The sequence below is a fragment of the Pseudomonas sp. GW458-11-26-14-LB4 genome (assembly GCF_059423925.1).
The window spans coordinates 47,950-66,740 of sequence record NZ_JBWKYU010000004.1 but is presented as its reverse complement, the minus strand read 5'-3'; the positions used below and the strand labels follow the sequence as shown (position 1 = coordinate 66,740).

At 62.6% G+C, this 18,791-nt stretch carries 22 protein-coding genes; 8 read left to right on the top strand and 14 right to left on the bottom strand.

Annotation, left to right across the window (positions count from 1 at the left end; all coding sequences use genetic code 11):
* Window positions 1–24 precede the first annotated feature (24 nt).
* Complete coding sequence (locus AC07XZ_RS07030) at window positions 25–816, bottom strand: YfaP family protein (protein WP_102686385.1); 792 nt, start codon at window positions 814–816, stop codon at window positions 25–27.
* 277 nt (window positions 817–1,093) lie between these two features.
* Between AC07XZ_RS07030 and AC07XZ_RS07025 the strand changes: the two genes are divergently transcribed.
* From AC07XZ_RS07025 to AC07XZ_RS07005, 5 genes are all read left to right on the top strand, one after another.
* A complete protein-coding gene (locus tag AC07XZ_RS07025) occupies window positions 1,094–2,239 on the top strand; it encodes a Fic family protein (RefSeq protein WP_085747623.1) in 1,146 nt (381 codons plus the stop codon).
* 88 nt (window positions 2,240–2,327) lie between these two features.
* Window positions 2,328–2,570 (top strand): exodeoxyribonuclease VII small subunit, encoded by a 243-nt coding sequence (locus AC07XZ_RS07020; protein WP_007894317.1) that lies wholly within the window; start codon window positions 2,328–2,330, stop codon window positions 2,568–2,570.
* Window positions 2,567–3,454, top strand: coding sequence for a (2E,6E)-farnesyl diphosphate synthase (ispA, locus tag AC07XZ_RS07015; RefSeq protein ID WP_102686386.1), 888 nt, complete (start codon window positions 2,567–2,569; stop codon window positions 3,452–3,454). The genes AC07XZ_RS07020 and ispA overlap by 4 nt, the downstream gene beginning before the upstream one ends.
* A 91-nt stretch (window positions 3,455–3,545) precedes the next feature.
* Window positions 3,546–5,444, top strand: coding sequence for a 1-deoxy-D-xylulose-5-phosphate synthase (dxs, locus tag AC07XZ_RS07010; RefSeq protein WP_102686387.1), 1,899 nt, complete (start codon window positions 3,546–3,548; stop codon window positions 5,442–5,444).
* A gap of 154 nt (window positions 5,445–5,598) precedes the next feature.
* Window positions 5,599–7,482 carry a TonB-dependent receptor domain-containing protein gene (locus AC07XZ_RS07005; protein ID WP_102686388.1) on the top strand — a complete coding sequence of 628 codons (1,884 nt, stop codon included), beginning with the start codon at window positions 5,599–5,601 and terminating at the stop codon, window positions 7,480–7,482.
* Here AC07XZ_RS07005 and AC07XZ_RS07000 read toward each other — a convergent pair.
* The 12 genes from AC07XZ_RS07000 to nrdR form a co-directional block, all read right to left on the bottom strand.
* Window positions 7,479–8,279: a cobalamin-binding protein gene (locus tag AC07XZ_RS07000; protein WP_102686389.1), complete on the bottom strand. Its 801-nt coding sequence runs from the start codon at window positions 8,277–8,279 to the stop codon at window positions 7,479–7,481. The genes AC07XZ_RS07005 and AC07XZ_RS07000 overlap by 4 nt on opposite strands.
* Entirely contained in the window at window positions 8,279–8,698 is a 420-nt protein-coding gene (locus AC07XZ_RS06995; protein ID WP_102686390.1) for an MFS transporter, read from the bottom strand. Before AC07XZ_RS06995 ends, AC07XZ_RS07000 begins: the two co-directional genes overlap by 1 nt.
* A complete protein-coding gene (ribA, locus tag AC07XZ_RS06990; protein ID WP_007955551.1) occupies window positions 8,695–9,312 on the bottom strand; it encodes a GTP cyclohydrolase II in 618 nt (205 codons plus the stop codon). The genes AC07XZ_RS06995 and ribA overlap by 4 nt, the downstream gene beginning before the upstream one ends.
* A gap of 133 nt (window positions 9,313–9,445) precedes the next feature.
* On the bottom strand, window positions 9,446–10,171 hold the full coding sequence (locus AC07XZ_RS06985; RefSeq protein ID WP_102686391.1) for a substrate-binding periplasmic protein: 726 nt from the start codon (window positions 10,169–10,171) through the stop codon (window positions 9,446–9,448).
* 28 nt (window positions 10,172–10,199) lie between these two features.
* Entirely contained in the window at window positions 10,200–10,703 is a 504-nt protein-coding gene (locus AC07XZ_RS06980; RefSeq protein WP_085697647.1) for a phosphatidylglycerophosphatase A family protein, read from the bottom strand.
* Window positions 10,700–11,665, bottom strand: a complete 966-nt coding sequence (gene thiL, locus AC07XZ_RS06975; RefSeq protein WP_085747615.1) for a thiamine-phosphate kinase — start codon at window positions 11,663–11,665, stop codon at window positions 10,700–10,702. Before thiL ends, AC07XZ_RS06980 begins: the two co-directional genes overlap by 4 nt.
* A 27-nt stretch (window positions 11,666–11,692) precedes the next feature.
* The gene (gene nusB / locus AC07XZ_RS06970; protein ID WP_024014489.1) at window positions 11,693–12,193 is read right to left on the bottom strand and encodes a transcription antitermination factor NusB; all 501 of its coding nucleotides are present in this window, start codon (window positions 12,191–12,193) and stop codon (window positions 11,693–11,695) included.
* The gene (ribH, locus tag AC07XZ_RS06965; protein WP_003228649.1) at window positions 12,190–12,666 is read right to left on the bottom strand and encodes a 6,7-dimethyl-8-ribityllumazine synthase; all 477 of its coding nucleotides are present in this window, start codon (window positions 12,664–12,666) and stop codon (window positions 12,190–12,192) included. Before ribH ends, nusB begins: the two co-directional genes overlap by 4 nt.
* 91 nt (window positions 12,667–12,757) lie before the next feature.
* A complete protein-coding gene (ribBA, locus tag AC07XZ_RS06960) occupies window positions 12,758–13,849 on the bottom strand; it encodes a bifunctional 3,4-dihydroxy-2-butanone-4-phosphate synthase/GTP cyclohydrolase II (RefSeq protein ID WP_007955569.1) in 1,092 nt (363 codons plus the stop codon).
* Window positions 13,850–13,865: 16 nt separating this feature from the next.
* Window positions 13,866–14,543 carry a riboflavin synthase gene (locus AC07XZ_RS06955; protein ID WP_102686392.1) on the bottom strand — a complete coding sequence of 226 codons (678 nt, stop codon included), beginning with the start codon at window positions 14,541–14,543 and terminating at the stop codon, window positions 13,866–13,868.
* A gap of 47 nt (window positions 14,544–14,590) precedes the next feature.
* Complete coding sequence (gene ribD, locus AC07XZ_RS06950; RefSeq protein WP_102686393.1) at window positions 14,591–15,724, bottom strand: bifunctional diaminohydroxyphosphoribosylaminopyrimidine deaminase/5-amino-6-(5-phosphoribosylamino)uracil reductase RibD; 1,134 nt, start codon at window positions 15,722–15,724, stop codon at window positions 14,591–14,593.
* Window positions 15,721–16,185 carry a transcriptional regulator NrdR gene (gene nrdR, locus AC07XZ_RS06945; protein WP_003228656.1) on the bottom strand — a complete coding sequence of 155 codons (465 nt, stop codon included), beginning with the start codon at window positions 16,183–16,185 and terminating at the stop codon, window positions 15,721–15,723. The genes ribD and nrdR overlap by 4 nt, the downstream gene beginning before the upstream one ends.
* A gap of 128 nt (window positions 16,186–16,313) precedes the next feature.
* Between nrdR and AC07XZ_RS06940 the strand changes: the two genes are divergently transcribed.
* The 3 genes from AC07XZ_RS06940 to trxA are packed head-to-tail and all read left to right on the top strand — an operon-like array spanning window position 16,314 to window position 18,343.
* Window positions 16,314–16,778: a YbaY family lipoprotein gene (locus AC07XZ_RS06940; protein WP_011336139.1), complete on the top strand. Its 465-nt coding sequence runs from the start codon at window positions 16,314–16,316 to the stop codon at window positions 16,776–16,778.
* A complete protein-coding gene (locus tag AC07XZ_RS06935; RefSeq protein ID WP_102686394.1) occupies window positions 16,775–17,431 on the top strand; it encodes a class I SAM-dependent methyltransferase in 657 nt (218 codons plus the stop codon). Before AC07XZ_RS06940 ends, AC07XZ_RS06935 begins: the two co-directional genes overlap by 4 nt.
* A 39-nt stretch (window positions 17,432–17,470) precedes the next feature.
* On the top strand, window positions 17,471–18,343 hold the full coding sequence (gene trxA, locus AC07XZ_RS06930) for a thioredoxin (RefSeq protein WP_007955581.1): 873 nt from the start codon (window positions 17,471–17,473) through the stop codon (window positions 18,341–18,343).
* A 4-nt stretch (window positions 18,344–18,347) separates the two neighbouring features.
* Here the strand turns inward: trxA and AC07XZ_RS06925 are convergent, their stop codons facing one another.
* Window positions 18,348–18,707: a hypothetical protein gene (locus AC07XZ_RS06925; protein WP_102686395.1), complete on the bottom strand. Its 360-nt coding sequence runs from the start codon at window positions 18,705–18,707 to the stop codon at window positions 18,348–18,350.
* Between the last annotated feature and the right edge of the window lie 84 nt (window positions 18,708–18,791).

Here is an 18,791-nt window from a genome sequence, read left to right as displayed (position 1 = left end):
CAGTTCATCCGTGGTGCGGGATGCTTAATAGTTGAAAGTCTTGACCAGCAGCAGATCACCGATGGCCCGCAGGGGTACGATGAACGTTTCGCGTTTTTCGTCGACGGTGTTTTCGTTCAGCACCAGGGTGATCTGCGAGGTGATGACCTCGTTCTGGTTGCTGGTCTCCTCGAAGTTATAGCCGCCGTTGCCAAAGTTGCCCCAATAGTTGACGTAAACCAGATAGGTGCCGTGCAACGGCGCGGTCATGGTGAACATTTCCGGGCCAGGGCCATCGACGCCGTCCGGATCGAGGCCACCACCGTTGCTCATCGCCGGACGCGCCCAGAAGGCATGCTGGCCGTCAGGCGTAATGACGTGCAGATCGAGTTCGGCTTTAGGGTCGTCCCAACCGAGCACCACGCGGATCCGCGCCGGCGTGCGCAGGTTATTGGCTTCGTAGAATTGAACGCGCTTGAGCGACTGGCCGTCGGCGCTGATCACCTCGACGCTGTTGGAACCGGCGCCGAACGCATACGGCCGGGCGAAACGGCCCTGGTCGTCGGTGTACAGATTCAGTGGATTGCCATTCACCGCCAGGCTGTGCGGCGGACGTAAATGGCCGATCGCCTTGAGCTGGCCTTCAATCATCGTGCGATTGCGCTGGATGCCGCGATCGATCGGCGGCGTGGGATAGGCGACTTGCGGGTTTTCCGTGCGATCGAGCAGCCCGTGATAGCGCCAGCCGCCCACCGGCTCCGACAGCTCCGCGCTCGGCGCCGCCAGCAGCGCGGGTACGCAGGCCAACCCGATCAGCAGCAAAAGAAGTGAACGCATGTGATGCCTCCTGCCATGCCTGAACGAAACCTTGCACCCGATCCTCGGTACTTCACAGCGGTGAAAACTGCGTTTCGTCTGAAAGACCCGTGACTGTCGGGTCGTAGAAGGCGCGAAGGTTAGCGATTCGGCAGTTTTTTAACAATCGGATACATCTGGATTTGCGGTGGGAATCACGGCGACCAGTGGACGATGAGCCGATTAGGCGTCATATTCGGCTCACGAAATGAGCCGAATAGCGTTTCCAATCGGCTCACGCACTCAGGATCAGCAATTAATGGCGACTCACTGGATCTGGCAGCAGCCTGATTGGCCGGACTTCAACTGGCAGGCGGAATGCCTGGCACCGTTGTTGCGCGAGTGTGTTCAGGCACAAGGTCAATTGATGGGCATGGCGGGATCGGTGAGCCATTCACTGAGCGCGCAGACAGAGCTGGACGCTTTGCTGCAAAACATCGTGACCTCCTCGGCCATCGAGGGGGAGCAGTTGAATGTTGAATCCGTGCGCTCTTCATTGGCAAGACGTCTGGGGCTGGAATCACCGGATGGCGACAACGTCAGCAAGCGCAGCGAGGGGCTGGCGCAACTGATGCTCGATGCCACTCAACGTTTTGCCGAACCGCTGACGCTGGAACGATTGCTGGAATGGCATTCATGGCTGTTTCCAGAACAGGAGAGTGGTTTCCTTTCGCGAGCAATCAATGTCGGCGCTCTACGCGGCGATGAGCCAATGCAGGTGGTTTCCGGGCGAATCGACCGCCCGACCGTGCATTTCGAGGCGCCACCGCGACAAGGGCTTGAGCGACAACTCGACAGTTTTCTCAAGTGGTTCGACGCCAGTCAGCACCAGGCAGGCCTCGATCCTTTACTGCGGGCAGGCATCGCGCACTTCTGGTTCGTCACCTTGCACCCGTTCGATGACGGCAACGGCCGTCTTACCCGCACGCTCACCGATCTGGCACTGGCTCAGGGCGAAGCGCAGGCGATTCGTTTTTATGCGATGTCCGCCAGCATTCTCGACGACCGCGCGGGCTATTACCGGATTCTCGAATCCAGCCAGAAAGCCACGCTGGACATCACCGACTGGCTCGCATGGTTCCTGCAAACCCTGCTGCGCAGCCTGCAACAGGCCATTGCGCGGATTGAAAGTGTGTTGGGAAAATCACGCTTCTGGCAGGCGCACCGGGAATCCGGGCTGTCGGCGGAGCAGATCAAAGTGCTCAATCGTTTGCTCGACGGTGGTGAGCGCGGTTTCGAGCACGGTATCAGCGCAGCGCAATACCAGAGTGTGGCCAAGGTCTCCAAAGCCACGGCCACCCGACATCTGGCGGAACTGCTGGAAAAGGGCTGCCTGCAACGTCTTCCGGGCGGCGGACGCAGCACTCGGTATCAGATTCAATATCCTGGCGAATTGACCGACTGACACCCTTGTCCGTCGGCCCGCTCATTTGCCCATACCCCCCCTATCTGCTAGTGTCGCGCCGGTTTAACGTCAACCGGAATTAGCCGCCATGGCCCGCAAAAAAGCTGCACTGGATTTCGAACAGTCCCTCGCCGACCTGCAAACGCTGGTGGAGCGTCTGGAGAACGGTGAATTGTCGCTGGAAGACTCGCTGACCGCTTTCGAGCAGGGCATCGGCCTGACCCGTGACTGCCAGGCGGCGCTGGCCCAGGCCGAGCAGAAGGTCCAGGTGTTGCTGGAGCGCGATGGCGAACTCGCCGAGGAACCCTTCGACGCGGATCAGCCAGAATGATTGCAGCGTATTCGGCGACCAGCCAGGCGCGCGTTAACGCGGCACTGGAAACCCTGTTCAACGCCCCGCTGCCAGAACTGGCACGCCTTTATGAAGCCATGCGCTACAGCGTGATGAACGGCGGCAAACGCGTGCGTCCATTGCTGGCCTACGCGGCGTGCGAAGCCCTTGGCGGCAAGGCCGAACAGGCCAACGGCGCAGCGTCTGCGGTTGAGCTGATCCACGCGTATTCGCTGGTGCACGACGATTTGCCGGCGATGGACGACGACGATCTGCGCCGCGGCCAGCCAACCACGCACAAGAAATTCGACGAAGCCTGCGCAATCCTCGCCGGTGACGGCTTGCAGAGTCTGGCGTTCAGCGCCCTGCTCGATCCGCGTCTGAGCGATCTGAGCGCGGACATCCGCCTGCAACAGGTCACGGCGCTGGCGCACGCGGCGGGCCCGGCGGGCATGGTCGGCGGTCAGGCCATCGACCTCGGTTCGGTCGGACTCAAGCTCGACCAGAAAGCGCTGGAACAGATGCACCGGCACAAGACCGGCGCGCTGATCGAAGTCAGCGTCAAGCTCGGCGCCCTGGCCAGCGGCCGTGCCGAGAAGGATGAACTCAAGTCCCTGCAGACTTATGCACAGGCCATCGGTCTGGCATTCCAGGTCCAGGACGACATCCTCGACGTCGAAAGCGATACCGAAACCCTCGGCAAGCGCCAGGGCGCCGACATCGCCCGCGACAAGCCGACCTACCCGGCCCTGCTCGGCCTCGACGCCGCCAAGACCTATGCGCTGGAGCTGCGCGATCAGGCCCTGCACGCGCTGCGACCGTTTGACGCGGCTGCCGAGCCGTTGCGCGATCTGGCCCGGTATATCGTCGATCGGCGTAACTGAAGGCTAATCAGCCAAAAAAGACCAACGCGTGGGCAGGGGGCGATGCATCAGGTAAACTGCCGCATCTTTTATACCTATAACGATTCGCCTGATGCCCACGACGTTTCATGAGATTCCCCGCAAGCGCCCGACCACGCCCCTGCTCGACCGCGCTAACACGCCGGACGGCCTGCGCCGGTTAGGCGAAGCCGAGCTGGAAACCCTGGCTGATGAGTTGCGCCTGGAATTGCTCTACACGGTCGGCCAGACCGGTGGGCATTTCGGTGCCGGCCTGGGCGTCATCGAGCTGACCATCGCGTTGCATTACGTCTTCGACACCCCGGACGACCGGTTGGTGTGGGACGTCGGTCATCAGGCCTATCCGCACAAGATCCTCACCGGTCGTCGCGAGCGCATGGAAACCCTGCGCCAGAAGGACGGCATCGCTGCCTTCCCGCGCCGCTCCGAGAGCGAGTACGACACCTTCGGCGTCGGTCACTCCAGCACCTCGATCAGTGCCGCGCTGGGCATGGCCATCGCCGCCCGCCTGCAGAACAGCGATCGCAAGGCGATTGCGGTGATCGGCGACGGCGCACTGACCGCCGGCATGGCGTTCGAGGCGCTGAACCACGCGCCGGAAGTCGACGCCAACATGCTGGTGATCCTCAACGACAACGACATGTCGATCTCGCGCAACGTCGGCGGGCTGTCGAACTATCTGGCGAAGATCCTTTCCAGCCGCACTTACGCGAGCATGCGTGAAGGCAGCAAGAAAGTGCTGTCGCGCCTGCCCGGCGCCTGGGAAATCGCCCGTCGCACCGAAGAATATGCCAAGGGCATGCTGGTCCCCGGCACCCTGTTCGAAGAACTGGGCTGGAACTACATCGGCCCGATCGACGGCCACGACCTGCCGACCCTGATCGCCACCTTGCGCAACATGCGCGATCTGAAAGGCCCGCAATTCCTGCACATCGTCACCAAGAAAGGCAAAGGCTTCGCCCCGGCGGAAGTCGACCCGATCGGTTACCACGCCATCACCAAGCTCGAACCGCTGGACGCCCCGGCCGCTGCGCCGAAAAAGGCCGGCGGGCCGAAGTATTCCGGTGTGTTCGGTGAATGGCTGTGCGACATGGCCGCTGCCGACCCGCGTCTGGTGGGCATCACCCCGGCGATGAAGGAAGGCTCGGATCTGGTGGCGTTCAGCGAACGCTTCCCGCTGCGCTACTTCGACGTGGCGATTGCCGAGCAACACGCCGTGACCCTCGCCGCCGGCATGGCCTGCGAAGGCGCGAAACCGGTGGTGGCGATCTACTCGACATTCCTGCAACGCGGTTACGACCAGTTGGTGCATGACGTCGCGGTGCAGAACCTCGACGTGCTGTTCGCCATTGACCGCGCCGGTCTGGTGGGCGAAGACGGCCCGACTCACGCCGGCAGTTTCGATCTGTCGTTCCTGCGTTGCATCCCGGGCATGGTCATCATGACCCCGAGCGATGAAAACGAACTGCGCAAGATGCTCACCACCGGCCACCTGTACAACGGCCCGGCGGCGGTGCGTTATCCACGCGGTACCGGCCCGAACGCGACCATCGAGAAAGACCTCGAACCGATCGAGATCGGCAAGGGCGTGGTGCGTCGTCAGGGCAGCAAGGTCGCCCTGCTGGTGTTCGGCGTGCAAATGGCCGAAGCCCTGAAAGTCGCCGAAACGCTAGACGCAACCGTGGTCGACATGCGTTTCGTCAAACCGATGGACGAAGCGCTGGTGCGCGAGATTGCCAACAGCCACGACCTGCTGGTGACCATCGAAGAAAACGCGATCATGGGCGGTGCCGGTGGCGCGGTCAGCGAGTTCCTCGCCCGCGAGAACATCCTCAAGTCGGTGCTGCACCTGGGCTTGCCGGACGTTTACGTCGAGCACGCCAAGCCGGCGCAGATGCTGGCCGAGTGCGGGCTGGATGAAGTAGGGATCGAAGCGGCGGTGCGTGAGCGCCTGACTCTGCTCAACAAGTAATCACCATCCCTGTGGGAGCGGGCTTGCCCGCGATGAGGTCGGCACAGTCAACATTGATGTTGGATGTACCGACGCCATCGCGGGCAAGCCCGCTCCCACAGTGTTTTGTGTCGCTGGAAATCTAGTGCACACCAGAAATACCAACGGAATACCGATGAACCTCTCGCGCCTCGCCCTGCCCCTCCTGCTGCTGCCCTCCGCCAACGCCCTCGCTGACAATTTCGAACGCGATCAGGCCCTGAAGCTGCCGGACATGCTGATCAGCGCCAACCGTCAGGTCGAAGCACGCAACGACAGCAGCGCCGCCAACACCGTGTTCACCCGCGAAGACATCGAGCGTCTGCAACCGCGCAGCGTCACCGATCTGCTGCAGCGGGTGCCGGGCGTGCAAGTCGCGCAAACCGGCGGACGTGGCAGCCTCCCGGGGATCTACATTCGTGGTACGCAATCGGCGCAGAGCCTGGTGCTGGTCGACGGCCAGCGCATCGGCAATTCCACCTCCGGCGACAGCAACCTGCAACACCTGAACATCGAACAGATCGAGCGCGTGGAAGTGCTGCGCGGTTCACGCTCGGTGATTTACGGCAGCGATGCGATTGGCGGGGTAATTCAGATTTTCACCCGGCGCGGCAGCGAACAAGGCTTGCAGCCCCGGATGCATTTCGGATTCGGCAGCAACCAGACCTGGGAACGCAGTATTGGCCTCTCCGGCGGAGACGAGAAAACCCGCTTCAACCTCGGCGCCAGCCTCGATGAAACCGCCGGCCTCGACCGCACCCACGAGTCCTACCCCAGCGACAGCGACCACGACGCCTACCGCAACAAATCCATCAGCCTGAGCCTCAGCCATGCGTTGACCGATGACATCGAAGTTGGCGCCAATCTGCTGGATAACCGTGGCAAAAGCGAGTTCGACAACCCGTTCGGACGCTTCGACCCGGTGACCTTCGACTCTGTGCAGCAGCAACCGTACAGCGATTTCACCGTCAGCAGTTTCAGCAGCTACATCGACGCGCGGATCAACGAGCGCTGGAAGTCGCGCCTGGAACTCGGCCATAGCGAAAACCGCGAGAAGTCCTTCGACAAGCTCAGCGACGAGCGCTCGGTGTTCAACACCTACCGTGATTCGGTGACCTGGCAGAACGACCTGACCCTCGATGCACGCAACAGCCTGATCCTTGGCGGCGACTGGTACGAAGATCGCGTCAACAGCAGCACCGCGTTCGACGAAGACAGCCGCTGGAACCGCGCAGCCTTCATCCAGCATCGCTTCCAGGCCGACAGTTTCTCCACCGAACTGGGCCTGCGCCGTGACGACAACCAGCAGTTCGGCGGCCAGAACAGCTGGAGCGGCACGCTGACCTTGCCGGTCAACCCGGACAACGATCTGCTGCTCAGCTACAGCGAAGGCTTCCGCGCGCCGACCTTCAACGATCTGTATTACCCGGACTTCAGCAACCTCGACCTGAAACCGGAAACCTCGAAAAGCTACGAGCTGCAATGGCGCAGCCAGTTGAGCGACAGCACTCGCCTCGAAGCCTCGCTGTACCGGACCGATCTGGAAGACGCGATCATCTTCGGCAGCAACTCACGCCCGGAAAACGTCGCCTCGGCGCGAATCAACGGCTTCGAAGCAGCGCTGAAACAGGAGCTGTTCGGCTGGCAGAGCAACCTCGGCGTGGCGATCATCGATCCCCGCGACCGCGACACCGGCCACACTTTGGCACGGCGTGCCCGTCGCACCCTGAGCTGGGATCTGGATCGACAGTTCGATCGCCTTGGCCTCGGCGCCAGTTGGCAGGCCGTCAGCAGCAGTTATGACGATCTGAACAATCAGCAACTACTGGGCGGTTATGCACTGCTCGGATTGCGCAGCAGCTGGGCGCTGAACCGAGAGATCAAACTGGATTTCAAGGTCGACAACCTGCTGGACAAGGGTTACAGCCGGGCGCTGTACAGCCATGACGGCAGTCAGTTTGGCTATCGCGAGGAAGGTCGGGCGTTCATGTTCGGCGTGACCTGGACGCCGCAGCTCTAACGATCTGGCGCGATCAGCTGGCAGAGCTTGGCGGTCGCCTCGATCATCTGCCCGCTCGGACGCTCAAGGCCTTTATCGGTGACCAGCAGCAATTGCCGATGCTTCACCGCTGCCACTTGTGGCCAGGCGTTCCACGCCTCCAGTTGCGGCTGATCGCCGGCCAGTATCACTTCGGGATCACGCTGTAAAACCGCTTCGATGCTCACCTGTGGCGCTGGCAGGCTCAGGTCGGCGAACACATTGCGCGCGCCGCACACTTCAAGCGCATCGCTGATGATCTGCCCGCCACCGACGGTGTACAGCGGCTTGTCCCAGACCTGATAAAACACCCGCAGCGGCGCTTCCCGCCGGTAGCGCCGGCGCAGCTCATCAAGGTTGCGCCGCAACTCCCCAGCCCTTTCGACCCCACGCGCAGGACGACCGAGCTGTATCGCGATGGCCTCAATCTGCGCAGTCAGCTGTTCGAGACTGTGAGGCTCGGCAACGAACGTCGGGATGTTCAGGCGCTTGAGCTGATCGCGCTGGACCGGGCCGACACTGCCGGGCCACAACAGCAACAAGTCAGGTTTGAGGCTGAGCAACCGTTCCATGTCGAGCTGACCGTAACGGCCCACCGAAGGCACGTCCTTGATCGCGGAAGGACGCTCACCGGCATCCAGCACGCCGACCAGCAGGTCGGCCGAATCCAGTTCAACCACGATTTCAGACAGGGATGGCGCGAGGCTGACCACACGCAGGGCGGCCAGCGTTTCACCGCTGACGGCCAGCAGCAGAACCGCCAGCCAGAGACGCCGCATCAAGCGAGTTGACGCGGGATACGGTAGAGGTAGAACAGCACCGCCGTGGACAGCGCCAGCAACATCAGCGGCACTGCTTCAAGGCCGACGAACACCGCCAGCGCGCCGATCCATGCCGGCAGCGCCGCGACCATGAATGCATTGCGAAGGCAGGCCGCCAAGGCGATCCAGGCAGCGGGTTCTTCAGGGGTATCGAGGGCTTTTTGTGTGGCGATCAGCGCATGCTTGTAGCGGCCGAAAAACTTCAGGCTGACAAACATCGAGGCCACGCCAGCGATAAAGAAAGGCATCGCCAGCACCGGCAGAATCGCCTCGCCCTGGCCGAACACAGCGTTGATCACGAACAGCGGCAACAGCGCCAGCGCCAGGTATTTCCACCAGGCGATCGACAGACGGCGCCGCACTTGCCCGCGGGTCACGCCCGGTCTACCTCGCCCTGATGCTCGTTGCCCATCATATGGTCGAGCTTGCTGGCCTTGGTCGCCAGATAGAGTTTGTTGTGCGGGTTGTGGCCGGTGTGCAGCGGCACGCGCTCGGCAACAACGATACCCATATCGGTCAAGGCTTTGACCTTGCGCGGGTTGTTGGTCATCAGACGCAGGGATTTGACGCCCAGATGCTCCAGCATCGGCAGGCACATGGCGTAGTCACGCTGGTCGGCGGCAAAGCCCAGACGCTCGTTGGCTTCAACGGTGTCGGCGCCGCCGTCCTGCAATTCGTAGGCACGGATCTTGTTCAACAGACCGATGCCGCGTCCTTCCTGACGCAGGTACAGCAACACGCCACGACCTTCGCGAGCGATGGCTTTGAGGGCGCCCTCAAGTTGCGAACCGCAGTCGCAACGCTGGCTGAACAAGGCATCGCCGGTCAGGCATTCGGAGTGCAGACGGCCGAGTACCGGGGCACCGTCGGCAATCTCACCCAGGCTCAGCACGACGTGCTCGCGGCCGGTGGCTTCATCGAGAAAACCGTGCATGGTGAATTGCGCAAAAGGCGTTGGCAGCTTGGAAGCGGCGACAAAAACGACAGGCACCGGTGTGCTCCTGATCTGAAAAGTCTGAAGATTCGCTGGGCGGCATTGTAACAGCAGGTTCCCGCAGGCGCTTAGGCTGAATTATCGGCCATAACGATCAAAAAGTTTGATAACAGGCTCGCCCTTATCGCGTTCATTCGAAGGGATACGGTTGCTTCCAGCGCTCGAAGATCGGCTTCAACTCGCCGTTCTTTACCAGTTGCTCCATGCGCTGGTCATAGATCGACATCAGCGCCCGGCCTTGCGGGGTGTCGGCGAAACCGAGGTACAGCGGCAATTCCGCCAGATGTGAATAACGGTACTGCGACGGGTCGGCGGCGTTTCTCACCACCGCTTCTATTTCCGTCAGCGCATCGATGTAGTAATCCGCCCGCCCCTGTTTGAGCATCGACAGGATGCCGGTGCGACGCTCGATCTGGTTGAAGCGTTTGACGTTCGGCAGGTAGGTTTCGTAGCGATAGCCGCGCACCCAGGCCAGTCGGTATTTGCCCAGCGTCGCCTGGGTCGGCGAGGGATTGCTGGCCAGGCCGAGCGCGTAGATGTGGTCGGAATCGAAATTCCATTTCGGGTACAGCACCTGTTCGGCTTCACCGCGATAGGAACCGACCAGTGCGTCGGCTTCCTTCAACTGCACCAGCCCGACCGAGCGGGTGTAGGGCACGGTGCGAATATCCAGGGTCACGCCGGCCGGCTCGAAGACTTTGCGCAACACGTCCCAGCCCAGGCCATGACCATCGGCGGCGGTGTAGTCTTCCCAGTCTTCGCTGGCCAGGTGAATGACCGACGGCGGTGCGTCCTGTGCCTGGGCCATGGCGCCAAGCAAGGTCAAAACCACTATCGCCAACCAGCGTCGAGTCATCCCTGCGTCCCTCATCCACGCCTGGAAATCAGGCGAAAAGCCACACCAGTCCCTGCATCGCCAGCCAGGCGAATACGCCGGCCAGCACGTCGTCGAGCATGATGCCGACGCCGCCGTGAACATGCCGGTCGATCCAGCGGATCGGCCACGGCTTGAGAATGTCGAAGAAGCGGAACACCAGGAACCCGGCGAGCAACCAGTACCAGCCTTCCGGCACCAGCCACAGGGTGATCCACATCCCGACCATTTCGTCCCAGACGATGCCTTCGTGGTCGTGCACCCGCAGATCGTCGGCCACTTTGCCGCACAGCCAGAAGCCGAACAGCATGGTGATTCCAAGCATCAGCCAGTAACCCCAGTCGGGCAGCATCTGCCACAACGGGATAAAGGGTAGCGCAACTAACGAGCCCCAAGTGCCCGGCGCCTTGGGCAAGGTGCCCGAGCCGAAGCCGAACGCGAGGAAATGCCAGGGATTGCGCCAGACCGACGGCGGAACGAATTCGGCCGGAACCTGTTTCGGGTGATCTGTCACGGTGACTCCTGAAAATGTTGATAACCCCGGATTTGCGGGGTGATGTCGTGCCCGTCGCGATCCAGCAGCACCACGCCCTGGCCTTGCGTTACGCGGCCGATCACATGGATCGGCCAGCCATCGGCGAGCAGCGCCGGCAACTCGTCGGACGGCAACGTGAAGGCCAGCACGTAATCATCGCCACCGCTCAACGCCGCACGCTCGGCGCCGCGCTGGCCGAGAAACGCCACCAAGGCGTCCGACAACGGAACACGCTCGCGCTCGACTTCGAGGCGAACCTTCGAAGCCAGTGCGATGTGACCGCAATCGGCGAGCAAGCCATCGGAGATGTCCAGCGCCGAGGTGGCCTTGCCACGCAGGGCCTGACCAAGGGCGAGTTGCGGTTGCGGCGACCAGTAATGATCGAGCAGCGGCTGGGCGATATGGGGTTCGGCGTCACGCTGACCCAGCACCAGCGGCAAGGCACCGGCTGCGTTGCCCAGCTCACCGCCGACACACAGCAGATCGCCCGGTTGTGCGCCGCTGCGGGTGAGCGCTTTGCCGGCCGAGACGCGGCCGAACACGGTGACGGTCAGGCTCAACGGCCCGCGCGTCGTGTCGCCGCCGACCAGTGCCACGCCGCAGCCCTGCGCCATGCGGTTCAAACCGCGGGCATAGGCTTGCAGCCAATCGGCAGTCACCGTCGGCAGAGTCAGGGCAAGGGTAAAGGCGACGGGCGTGGCGCCCATGGCAGCGAGGTCGCTGACCGCCACGGCCAGCGAGCGCTGACCGAGCAGAAACGGATCGCAGGGATCGGCGAAATGCACGCCGGCCACCAGCGTATCGGTGGAAACCGCCAGCTGTTCCCCGGAAGGAACCGCCAGCAAGGCGCAGTCATCGCCGATCCCCAGTGCAACGCCTTCGCCGCCCTGCGCACAAGGCGCGGCGGCGAAGAAATTGCGGATCAGCTCAAACTCGCCCATGGCCGAGAAAAAGTATTCAAGCGCGGATCAGCGCTTGAACGCCTTCACTTCAGCTTCACGCAGGCGCGGAGCCAGCTTGTCGAGCACGCCGTTGACGAACTTGTGGCCGTCGGTCGAACCGAACACCTTGGCCAGTTCGATACCTTCGTTGATCACAACGCGGTACGGCACGTCGACGCGCTTGAGCAGTTCCCAGGTGGACAGGCGCAGAACGGCCAGTTCAACCGGGTCCAGCTCTTCGATCGCCAGGTCCAGGCAAGGCGTGAGCGCGGTGTCGATTTCGGTCTTGAACTGCGGAACCCCGTGCAGGATTTCGCGGAAGTAAGCCCCGTCGACATCGGTGAAATCGTTATCGACCCGGAACTGCGCTTCGATCTCGTTCAACGACTGCCGAGCCATGTGCCACTGATACAGGGCCTGGGTCGCGAGCTGACGGGCTTCGCGGCGCTTGGCGCTTTTCGATGGCTTGCCGGCATCCGCAGGTTTCGGATCGCGCGGGTTGAAACGATCGCTTTCGTCGCTAATCACTTGGCCTCCAACTGCGCCAGCAGGCTGACCATTTCCAGAGCGGACAGGGCAGCTTCAGCACCTTTGTTGCCGGCCTTGGTGCCGGAACGTTCGATGGCTTGCTCGATGGAATCAACGGTCAGGACGCCGAAAGCGACCGGTACGCCGAATTCCATGGACACCTGGGCCAGGCCCTTGGTGCACTCGCCCGCTACGTATTCGAAGTGCGGAGTACCGCCACGAATGACCGCGCCCAGGGCGATGATTGCTGCGAACTCGCCTTTCTGGGCGACTTTCTGCGCAACCAGCGGGATTTCGAAGGCGCCAGGTGCGCGGATGATGGTGATGTCGCTTTCGCTCACGCCGTGGCGAACCAGGGCATCAACTGCACCGCTGACCAGGCTTTCAACCACGAAGCTGTTGAAGCGGCCCACTACCAAAGCGTAGCGGCCTTTAGGGGCGATGAAGGTACCTTCGATGGTCTTCAGGGTCATTCGTCAGATCTCTTAAAGAGCCGGGACGCGTCTGTTTCGCGTCCCTCAGTGATTTATTTGCCGCGAATTCGGAGCCGGAAACAACCGGTCATTATTCGGAGGGCACGTATTCTACAACTTCCAGATCGAAACCGGATATTGCATTGAACTTCATCGGCGCCGACATCAGTCGCATTTTGCGCACGCCGAGGTCACGCAGGATCTGCGAACCGGCACCAACGATGCTGTAGGTGGTCGGTTTTTTCACCGCCGCCTGATCGCCGGTTTCGCGGATGTGCGCCAGCAACACGTCGCCATCCAGTGGGTGACCGAGCAACAGCACCACACCGCTGCCGGCCTCGGCAACCGCAGCCATGGCGGCGCGCAGGCTCCAGCGGCCCGGTTGTTTGACCATCAGCAGGTCACGCAGCGGGTCCATGTTGTGCACGCGAACCAGGGTCGGTTCTTCGGCGCAAACGGTGCCCAGGGTCAGTGCCATGTGCACGTCGCCTTCCACGGAATCACGATAGGTCACCAGGTTGAATTGGCCCAGTTCGCTGTCCAGCGGCTGCTCGGCAATCCGCTGAACGGTACGTTCGTGGATCATCCGGTAGTGAATCAGGTCGGCGATGGTGCCGATCTTGATGTCGTGTTCGGCCGCGAAGGCTTCCAGCTCGGCGCGACGGGACATGGTGCCGTCGTCGTTCATCACTTCGCAGATCACACCGCTCGGCTCGAAACCGGCCATGCGCGCCAGGTCGCAGGCGGCTTCGGTGTGACCGGCGCGGGCCAGGGTGCCACCGGCCTGAGCCATCAGCGGGAAAATGTGGCCCGGGCTGACGATGTCTTCGGCTTTCGCGTCTTTCGCAGCGGCCGCTTGCACGGTGCGCGCACGGTCAGCGGCGGAAATGCCGGTGGTCACGCCTTCGGCGGCTTCGATCGAGACGGTGAACTTGGTGCCGAAACCGGAACCGTTGCGCGGAGCCATCAGCGGCAGCTTCAGGGTTTCGCAGCGCTCGCGGCTCATCGGCATGCAGATCAGGCCACGGGCGTGCTTGGCCATGAAGTTGATGTGCTCGGCCTTGCAGCATTCGGCGGCCATGATCAGGTCGCCTTCGTTTTCGCGGTCTTCGTCATCCATGAGGATGACCATCTTGCCTTGGCGGATGTCTTCAACCAGTTCTTCGATGCTATTGAGCGCCACAAGGCACCCCCTTCAGTCAGGATTTGAGGTAGCCGTTGGCGGTCAGAAAGCTTTCAGTGATGCCACCGCCAGGCTTTTGTGAAGAGTCAGGCTCAGCGGCCCTGTCGCCCAGAAGCAGACGCTCCAGATAACGCGCCAGCAAGTCGACCTCCAGATTCACCCGGCGACCTGGCTTGTAGGACGCCATGATGGTTTCGCTCAGGGTGTGCGGAATGATCGTCAGCAGGAATTCGGCGCCATCGACCGCATTCACGGTCAGGCTGGTGCCGTCGACGGTGATCGAGCCTTTGTGGGCGATGTACTTGGCCAGCTCTTTCGGCGCGCGGATGCGAAATTCCACGGCGCGGGCATTGTCACTGCGCGATACCACTTCGCCGACACCGTCGACGTGACCGCTGACCAGATGGCCGCCGAGACGGGTGGTCGGGGTCAGGGCTTTTTCCAGGTTGACCGGGCTGCCGCTTTTCAGGTCATTCATGGCGGTGCAGTCGAGGGTTTCGCGACTGACGTCGGCGGCGAAGCCGTTGCCCGGCAGTTCAACCGCGGTCAGGCACACGCCGTTGACCGCGATGCTGTCGCCGAGTTTGACGTCGCTCAGGTCGAGCTTGCCGGTTTCGACATGCACCCGCACATCACCGCCCTTTGGGGTCAGTGCGCGGATACTGCCGATGGATTCGATGATGCCGGTAAACATGGGGTTCTCCTTGAGAACGAAGCCAGCGCTAACGCGATGGCCGGGAATTATACGCTCGCCGATGAGACAGGGATTGCAGTGACTCGCCAGTCATCGCCAACCGCGCGAATTTCAGTGATTTTCAGCTCCGGCGCATCCTTCATATAGGCCAGCGGCCAGTCCAGAAGCGGACGCGCCGTGGAGCCGAGGAACTTGCCGGCAATGAAGATCACGAACTCGTCGACCAGACCGAGCTGGGCAAACGCGCCGGCCAGTCGCGGACCGGCCTCGACCAGCACTTCGTTGACGCCACGGTTGGCCAGTTCGATCAGCAATTGATGCAGATCGACCTGACCGTCATCGCCCGGCACGATCAGGCATTCCGGGCCGTGGGCGTACTGTTCTTCGATGGCCACGCAGGTGGCAACCAGCGCCGGACCGGCCTTGAAGAACGGCGCATCCAGCGGCACCCGCAGACGCCCGTCGATCAGCACCCGCAGCGGCGGACGGCTCAGGGCGAGCGCGGTTTGTTCGGCATCCAGCCCCAGCTCATCGCCGCGAACGGTCAGGCGTGCGCCATCGGCCAGCACCGTGTCGGCGCCGGTCAGCACCACGCTGGCCTGGGCGCGCAGACGCTGCACTGCCGAACGCGCGGCAGGGCCGGTGATCCATTGGCTCTCGCCGCTTTCCATCGCTGTGCGGCCATCGAGACTCATGGCCAACTTCACCCGCACGAACGGCAAGCCATGTTCCATGCGCTTCAGAAAACCTTGATTGAGCTTGCGCGCCTCAGTTTCCAGCACGCCGCTTGCGCTGGCGATGCCGGCATCGCTCAAGCGCTGCAGACCGCGTCCGGCGACTTGTGGATTCGGATCACGCATCGCCGCGACCACCCGACCGACACCGGCATTCACCAGCGCATCGGCGCACGGCGGCGTACGGCCGTGGTGGCTGCAAGGTTCGAGGGTGACGTAAGCCGTGGCGCCCCGGGCCCGTTCACCGGCGGCGCGCAGGGCGTGGACTTCGGCGTGGGGTTCGCCGGCGCGTTCATGCCAGCCTTCGCCGACAATCTGCCCGTCGCGCACGATCACGCAGCCAACCCGTGGATTGGGATGCGTCGTGTAATGCCCCTTGCGCGCCAGCTCCAGGGCCCGGGCCATGAAGTGGGCGTCGAGGATGGCCTGCTCGGCGGCGGCGGTCATTCTTTCACCGGTTCACGGGCGAGGCGGTCGATCTCTTCGCGAAATTCGTTGAGGTCCTGGAAGCGGCGGTACACGGAAGCGAAACGGATGTAGGCCACTTCATCGAGCTTCTGCAGCTCGGCCATCACCAGTTCGCCGACCACGAGGGACTTGACCTCGCGCTCGCCGGTGGCACGCAGCTTGTGTTTGATATGGACCAGAGAGGATTCGAGGCGCTCGACGCTCACCGGACGTTTCTCCAGGGCGCGCTGCATGCCGGCGCGGAGTTTTTCTTCGTCGAACGGTTGGCGGCTGCCGTCGGTTTTGATCAGGCGCGGCAACACCAGTTCGGCCGTCTCGAACGTCGTGAAACGTTCGCCGCAGGCCAGGCATTCACGCCGGCGGCGCACCTGTTCGCCCTCGGCGACCAGACGCGAGTCGATGACCTTGGTGTCGTTGGCACCGCAGAAGGGACAGTGCATGGTGGCTGGCAACAAAAAAAGGGAGGGCCATGGTAGCGCATCCCGGTGGCAAGACAAGCCATAGGCTTTGCGGTATACAGACTGCCATGATCGTTTGATCCATGGATTTCATTTTGCTGGAGCCGCCAATGTCCCTACGACCGCTCGTTTTGCTCAGTGTTTTCAGCCTGCTGGTTGCCTGTGGCAGCGATGCGCCCAAGCCTCAGCCGCCCACGCCGGGCCCGGCGCCGCAACAGGCGCAGAAAAAAGCCCGGGAAGCCGCCGACCTCGGCCCGCTGCCCGCGTATCAACGGGAACTGAGCGGCACCCTGCAAGGCGTGCCGGCCGGCGCCGAAGTCGAACTGGCGCTGCTGGTGATCGACGAAAAGGATCGCCCGCAACAATTGCTCGCCAGTTCCAGCCTGATCGGCAACAACCAGATTCTGCCGTTTCACCTGCGCTTCAACCCCGAATCCTTCCCGGTTGGCGCGCGGGTTGAATTGCGCGGCCGCGCCAGCCAGTCCGGCCAGTTGATCCTGCACCTGCCGTCGCAGACCATCACTCAGCCGACCACCCAGGCGCTGGGCCAGCTGCAATTTGTCAAAGCACCATGAATGCACCGCTAGACCTGCAACAGTCGCTGGGCGAGTTGCTCGGCGACGCCCGACTGAAGGCCTGTGCGTTGCCGGACACCGATTTGCAGCTGTGGCTGATCGACGGCGACAACATGGCGCGCGAATTCAGCCAGGAGGAAACCCAACGAATCCTGCATGAACCGCCGTACTGGAGTTTCTGCTGGGCCAGCGGTCTGGCGGTGGCGCGCTATCTGGCGGAGTTTCCCGAGTGGGTTCGGGGCAAACGGGTGCTGGATTTCGGCGCCGGTTCCGGAATCGCCGGCATCGCCGCGGTGAAAGCCGGTGCGCTGGAGGTGGTGGCCTGCGACCTGGATCCGCTGGCGATTGCCGCCTGTCGGGCGAATGCCGAACTCAATGCTGTGCAGATGAGCTATTCCACGGATTTCTTCGCCGAGGCGGATCGCTTCGATCTGATCCTGGTGGCCGACGTCTTGTACGACCGGGAAAACCTGCCGCTGCTCGACGCCTTCCTGAGCCGTGGACGCGAAGCGCTGGTGGCGGATTCGCGGGTTCGCGATTTCCGCCATCCGTTGTACCGGCGCATCGAAATGCTCGAAGCCATGACTCTGCCGGATCTGGCCGAGCCCGAAGAGTTTCGCCATGTCAGCCTCTACCATGCGGCCCGCGCCTGACCGTATAGTTGCCCCATTCACGCTTTTACGAGATACCCCATGAGTCAGCAAACGCCGTACATCTTCGACGCCACGACGGCCGACTTCGACCAGTCGGTGATCGAGGCTTCCTTTCAAAAACCGGTGCTGGTGGATTTCTGGGCCGAATGGTGTGCACCGTGCAAGGCGCTGATGCCGATGTTGCAAGGGATCGCCGAGAGCTATCAGGGCGAGTTGCTGCTGGCCAAGGTCAATTGCGATATCGAGCAGGACATCGTCGCCCGCTTCGGCATCCGTAGCCTGCCGACCGTGGTGCTGTTCAAGGACGGTCAACCGGTGGACGGCTTTGCCGGTGCGCAACCGGAATCCGCCGTGCGCGCCCTGCTCGAACCGCATGTGCAGATGCCGGCGCCGTCCGCCGCCGATCCGTTCGAACAGGCTCAGGCACTGTTCGATGAAGGCCGTTACGCCGACGCGGAAGCGACACTGGTTACGCTGCTGGGCGAAGACAACACCAACGCCAAGGCGCTGATCCTCTACGCTCGCTGCCTGACCGAACGCGGTGAGCTGGGCGAAGCGCAAACCGTGCTCGACGCGGTCAAGAGCGACGAGCACAAAGCCGCACTGGCCGGCGCCAAGGCGCAGATCAAGTTCCTTGGTCTGGCCCGCGACCTGCCGGACGCCGCCGACCTGAAGAGCCGTCTGGCGCAAAACCCGCAGGACGACGAAGCGGTGTATCAACTGGCGATCCAGCAACTGGCCCGTCAGCAATACGAAGCGGCGCTGGACGCGCTGCTCAAGCTGTTCATCCGCAACCGCAGCTACGGCGAAGGCCTGCCGCACAAGACCTTGCTGCAAGTGTTCGAACTGCTGGGCAACGATCACCCGCTGGTGACCGCTTACCGGCGCAAGGTGTTTGCCGCGCTGTACTAAGCGCTTACTCGACCCAGCTGTAGAGCGGCGTGTCCCCGCCGCTCGCCACTTTCACATCGGATGAATGACGCAGGCGCACCAGCAAGCGCTTGCCCGCCGCTGCGCTGCCGGTCAGCCCTTCGAGCTGATCCAGCAACTCCGGGCCGCTGAGTTGCCCGGCCTTGCGCAACAAATCCCTGGCGACCTGCCACAACGCGTCATCCTGATTCACCGGTTTCGCCACCGGCGCCGCCGCTGCTGTCTGCGGCTGGGCCGTCTGCACCTGCACGCCAAACTGCGCACCGAGCCGCGCCCAGTCGCTTTCATCCAGTTCCAGGGTCAAATCCACCGGCAATTCGCCGACGGTTCCGCGTATCCGCAACATAAGCTTCGCTCCCGCACATTTCTGACCTGCATGCTCCCATGGGACTTGTGTAACGCCAAGCGGGGGGGCAAACTCTGCGCACTT

Coding starts and splice junctions, on each gene's coding strand:
- ribD (WP_102686393.1), bottom strand. CDS start 15,724: ATGACCGCCGCCGCCGAGCAGGCCATCCTCGACGCCCACTTCATGGCC.
- AC07XZ_RS07030 (WP_102686385.1), bottom strand. CDS start 816: ATGCGTTCACTTCTTTTGCTGCTGATCGGGTTGGCCTGCGTACCCGCG.
- AC07XZ_RS06985 (WP_102686391.1), bottom strand. CDS start 10,171: ATGACTCGACGCTGGTTGGCGATAGTGGTTTTGACCTTGCTTGGCGCC.
- dxs (WP_102686387.1), top strand. CDS start 3,546: ATGCCCACGACGTTTCATGAGATTCCCCGCAAGCGCCCGACCACGCCC.
- ispA (WP_102686386.1), top strand. CDS start 2,567: ATGATTGCAGCGTATTCGGCGACCAGCCAGGCGCGCGTTAACGCGGCA.
- thiL (WP_085747615.1), bottom strand. CDS start 11,665: ATGGGCGAGTTTGAGCTGATCCGCAATTTCTTCGCCGCCGCGCCTTGT.
- AC07XZ_RS06935 (WP_102686394.1), top strand. CDS start 16,775: ATGAATGCACCGCTAGACCTGCAACAGTCGCTGGGCGAGTTGCTCGGC.
- AC07XZ_RS06925 (WP_102686395.1), bottom strand. CDS start 18,707: ATGTTGCGGATACGCGGAACCGTCGGCGAATTGCCGGTGGATTTGACC.
- AC07XZ_RS07020 (WP_007894317.1), top strand. CDS start 2,328: ATGGCCCGCAAAAAAGCTGCACTGGATTTCGAACAGTCCCTCGCCGAC.
- AC07XZ_RS07005 (WP_102686388.1), top strand. CDS start 5,599: ATGAACCTCTCGCGCCTCGCCCTGCCCCTCCTGCTGCTGCCCTCCGCC.
- nrdR (WP_003228656.1), bottom strand. CDS start 16,185: ATGCACTGTCCCTTCTGCGGTGCCAACGACACCAAGGTCATCGACTCG.
- trxA (WP_007955581.1), top strand. CDS start 17,471: ATGAGTCAGCAAACGCCGTACATCTTCGACGCCACGACGGCCGACTTC.
- AC07XZ_RS06955 (WP_102686392.1), bottom strand. CDS start 14,543: ATGTTTACCGGCATCATCGAATCCATCGGCAGTATCCGCGCACTGACC.
- AC07XZ_RS07000 (WP_102686389.1), bottom strand. CDS start 8,279: ATGCGGCGTCTCTGGCTGGCGGTTCTGCTGCTGGCCGTCAGCGGTGAA.
- AC07XZ_RS06940 (WP_011336139.1), top strand. CDS start 16,314: ATGTCCCTACGACCGCTCGTTTTGCTCAGTGTTTTCAGCCTGCTGGTT.
- AC07XZ_RS07025 (WP_085747623.1), top strand. CDS start 1,094: ATGGCGACTCACTGGATCTGGCAGCAGCCTGATTGGCCGGACTTCAAC.
- ribH (WP_003228649.1), bottom strand. CDS start 12,666: ATGACCCTGAAGACCATCGAAGGTACCTTCATCGCCCCTAAAGGCCGC.